Annotated in this window: 2 protein-coding genes; both read right to left on the reverse strand. The window is 71.4% G+C overall.

Translation table 11 applies throughout. The features are described from left to right. A partial coding sequence (locus ACWERV_RS36545) for a type I polyketide synthase (protein WP_452941180.1) occupies positions 1-2093 on the reverse strand: 2093 nt, incomplete at its 3' end. Then, positions 2093-4539, reverse strand: a 2447-nt coding sequence (locus ACWERV_RS36550) for an SDR family NAD(P)-dependent oxidoreductase (protein ID WP_452941182.1), incomplete at its 5' end; no start/stop codon positions are given. The genes ACWERV_RS36550 and ACWERV_RS36545, both read right to left, overlap by 1 nt.

Here is a 4539-nt window from a genome sequence, read left to right on the forward strand (position 1 = left end):
CGCCCCCGCGCGGTCACCAGACGCGCCGCGTCCGGCAGCGACAGCACACCCGCAACATGCGCGGCGGTCACCTCACCCACCGAATGCCCGCCCACCACATACGGGACGACACCGTAGGACCGGGCCAGCGCGAACAGCGCCGACTCCACCGCGAACAGCGCAGCCTGCGTGAACAGCGTCTGATCCAGACGCCCGTCCTCCCCGCCCCCGTCCTCCCTACCGTTGGTGAGGACGACGTCCTTGAGCGGGACCGGGAGGTGCGCGTCCAGCGCGGCGCACACCTCGTCGAAGGCCTGGGCGAAGACCGGGTGGGAGTCGTAGAGTTCGGCGCCCATGCCGGGGCGCTGGGAGCCCTGTCCGGTGAACAGCACCGCCACCCGGCCCTCGCCCGCCGCACGGCCCCGCACCACCCCCGGCACCTCAACACCATCCGCGAGCGCGGCCAGACCCGCCACCAGCTCCTCACGATCACCACCGAGCACCACCGCCCGGTCCTCGAACACCGCCCGCGAACCGATCAACGACCGGCCCACATCACCCGGAGACCAGCCCTCACCCTCCCCCAGAGCCTCCACCAACCGGGCAGCCTGCCCGGCAACCGCACCCCCACCCCGACCCGACACCACCCAAGGCACCACACCCGACACCACCGAAGTGACACCCTCGTCCGGCTCGCCCGCATCCCCCTCCGGCGCCGCCACCTCAAGCACCGGCGCCTGCTCCAGGATCACGTGCGCGTTCGTCCCGCTGACGCCGAACGAGGACACCGCAGCACGCCTCGGACGCCCGGCCTCGTCCCACTCGCGCGACTGCGTCAGCAGCTCCACCGCACCCGAGTCCCACTCCACGTGCGGGGTCGGCTCGCCGACAAACAGCGTGCGCGGCATGACGCCGTGCCGCATCGCCATCACCATCTTGATCACACCCGCGACGCCCGCGGCCGCCTGCGTGTGACCGATGTTCGACTTCACCGACCCCAGCCACAGCGGGCGGTCCTCCGACCGCCCCTGCCCGTACGTCGCCAGCAACGCCTGCGCCTCGATCGGGTCACCCAGCCGCGTACCCGTCCCGTGCGCCTCCACCACATCCACATCCGCCGACGCCAGACGCGCACTCACCAACGCCTGACGGATCACCCGCTCCTGCGAAGGACCGTTCGGCGCCGTCAGACCGTTCGACGCACCGTCCTGGTTGACCGCGCTGCCACGCACCACCGCCAGCACGGGGTGGCCGAGACGCTGGGCGTCGGACAGCCGCTCGACCAGCAGCACGCCGACGCCCTCGGCGAAGCCCGTGCCGTCGGCGTCGGCGGAGAAGGAGCGGCAGCGGCCGTCCGCCGACAGCCCGCGCTGGCGGCTGAACTCGGTGAACAGGGTCGGGGCGGCCATGACGGTGACGCCGCCGGCCAGGGCCATGGTGCACTCGCCCCGGCGCAGCGACTGCGCGGCCAGGTGCAGGGCGACCAGCGAGGACGAGCACGCCGTGTCCACCGTCACCGCCGGGCCCTCCAGCCCGAAGGTGTAGGCAACACGGCCGGAAGCGATGCTCGTCGTGCTGCCGGTCAGCAGGTAGCCCTCGTACTCGTCGGGGACCTCGTTCGCCCGGGAGGCGTAGTCCTGGGCTATGACGCCGACGAACACGCCGGTGTCACTGCCGCGGACGGTGGCGGGGTCGATGCCGGCCCGCTCGAACGCCTCCCACGAGGTCTCCAGCAGCAGGCGCTGCTGCGGGTCGGCGGTCGCCGCCTCGCGCGGGCTGATGCCGAAGAACTCGGCGTCGAAGTCGCCGGCCCGCTCAAGGAACCCGCCGTGGCGCGCGTACGACGTCCCCGGGGTCTCCGGGTCCGGGTCGAAAAGCTTCTCCAGGTCCCAGCCGCGGTCGGTGGGGAATCCGGAGATCGCGTCACCGCCCTCGGTCACCAGCCGCCACAGCTGCTCGGGCGACGTGACGTCACCGGGGTATCGGCAGCTCATCCCGACAATCGCGATCGGCTCCTGATCCTTCGCCTCCAGGTCGCGGAGGCGCCGGTTGGCCTGGCGCAGGTCCGCGGTGGCGCGCTTGAGGTAGTCGCGGAGCTTCTCTTCATTCGCCATCAGAAGTTTCCGATCTCATTGTCGAGTGCGTCGAAAAGCTCGTCGTCGCTGGCCGAATCCAGGTCTTCGTCCGCGTCGTCGGCGTCGGAGGCCCCGGACGGACCGCCCCACTTCCACAGCAGCGCCTGAAGCCGGGCGACGATCTTCGTCTGGGCGTCGTTGCCGTCGCCGTCGCCGTCGATGGAGGCCAGGGTGAGGTCGATCTCGTCCAGCTGAGCGATCAGGCTCTTGGAGAGGTCCGCTTCCTCGGGCGCCAGCGCGTCCAGCAGGTAGCCGGAGAGCGCGCGGGGCGTCGGATGGTCGAAGACCAGCGTGGCGGGCAGCTTCAGGCCGGTCGCCGAGCCGAGGCGGTTGCGCAGTTCCACTGCGGTGAGCGAGTCGAAGCCGAGCTGCTTGAACGCCCGCTCGTCGTCGAGGCGGTCGGCGTCCGCGTGGCCGAGCACGGCTGCGGCCTGTCCCCGGACCAGGTCGAGGACGGCCGTACGCTGCTGGGGGCCGGTCAGTCCGGACAGGGTGTCCTTGAACGTGACGCCGGTGCCGACGGCTGCCGTCCCCGCCGACGCGACGCTGCGCCGGGAGGGCCGGTGGACCAGGCTGCGCAGGACGTACGGCACGTTTTCCGGTGCGGTGCCGGAACGCATCGCCGCCAGGTCGATCCGGATCGGGACGACGACCGCCTCGGCCGACTCCAGACCGGAGTCGAACAGGGCCATGCCCTGCTCGGAGGTGATGGGGTGCACGCCCGTCCGCTTCATCCGGGCGAGGTCGGCCTCGCCCATGTGGGCGGTCATGCTGCTTGTCTGAGCCCACAGGCCCCAGGCCAGCGAGTGTGCGGGCAGTCCGAGGGCCTGCCGGTGACGGGCCAGCGCGTCCACGTACGCGTTGGCAGCGGCGTAGTTGGCCTGCCCGGCAGTACCCAGGGTGCCCGCCGCGGAGGAGAAGAGGACGAAGGCCGACAGGTCCAGGTCCTTGGTGAGTTCGTGGAGGTTCCAGGCCGCGTCCACCTTGGGCCGCAGCACGGTCTCCAGGCTCTCCGGGGTCAGCGCCTCGATCACGCCGTCCGCCAGGACTCCCGCTGTGTGGACGACGGCCGTCAGCGGGTGCTCCGCGGGTATCCGGGCCAGCAGTTCGGCCAGGGCCCCGCGGTCCGCCACGTCGCAGGCCGCGACGGAGACGTCGGCCCCGGCCTCCTCCAGCTCGGTGACCAGTTCGCCGGCTCCTGGTGCGCCGAGGCCGCTGCGGCTGGTCAACAGCAGTCGGCGTACGCCGTGTTCGGCGACCAGGTGGCGTGCCACCAGGCCACCGAGCACCCCGGTCGCTCCGGTGATCAGGACCGTCCCTTCGGTCTGCACCGGCTGCGGAAGGACGAGCACCAGCTTGCCGATGTGGCGGGCCTGGCTGAAATACCGAATGGCGTCGGGCGCCTGCCGTACGTCCCACGTGGTCACCGGCAGCGGCCGGATGACCCCGCTCTCGAACAACTCCCGCAGCTCGCACAGCATCTGCTGCACCCGCTCCGGGCCGGCGTCGAGCAGGTCGTACACCTGGTAGGTGACACCGTCGTACTGCTTCGCGATCGTCGCGGGGTCGCGCTTGTCGGTCTTGCCCATCTCCAGGAAGCGGCCGCCCTTGCGCTGGAGCCGCAGCGAGGCGTCAACGTACTCGTGGGCAAGGGAGTTGAGGACGACGTCCACCCCGCGGTCGCCGAGGACCGTGCGGAACTCCTCCTCGAAGTCCAGGCTGCGCGAGGACGCGATGTGGTCGTCGGGAATCCCCGCCGCGCGCAGCGTCTCCCACTTCCCCTGGCTCGCCGTCGCAAAGACTTCCAGCCCCCAGTGGCGGGCCAGTTCGAGCGTGGCCAGGCCGACACCGCCGGTCGCCGCGTGCAGCAGCAGCGATTCGCCGCGCTTGGCCCCGGCGAGGTCGACGAGACCGTAGTAGGCGGTCAGGTAGACCACCGGTGCGGCGGCGGCCTGCACGAACGACCAACCCGTCGGCATGTGCGTGATCCAGCGGTGGTCGGTCACCGCGATCGGCCCGAGGACGGTGCTCAGCAGACCCATGACCCGGTCTCCCGGGGCGAACCCGGTGACGTCCGACGCCACTTCAGTGATCACGCCCGCGACTTCACCGGCCTTCGCCCGCCCGTCGTCGGGCACCATCCCCAACGCGACCAGGACGTCACGGAAGTTCAGACCCGCCGCCCGGACGGAGATCCGTACCTGCCCCGGCTGCAACGATTCCAGCGCCTCCGGGAAGGAGTTGAGCGAGATGGCGTCCAGCGAGCCCGCGACCTCCATGTCGAGGCTCCACGGCTCCGGCCCCTCCGGCACGGCCAGCAGGCCCTGCCCGGTGGTGGGTGTGAGGTGGGGGGTGTGGGGTGTGGTGTTGCGGTGGGCGGTTTGGGGGTGGTGGTGGGTGGTGGTGAGGGTGTGGGGGGTGAGGG

The organism is Streptomyces sp. NPDC004031 (assembly GCF_053604375.1).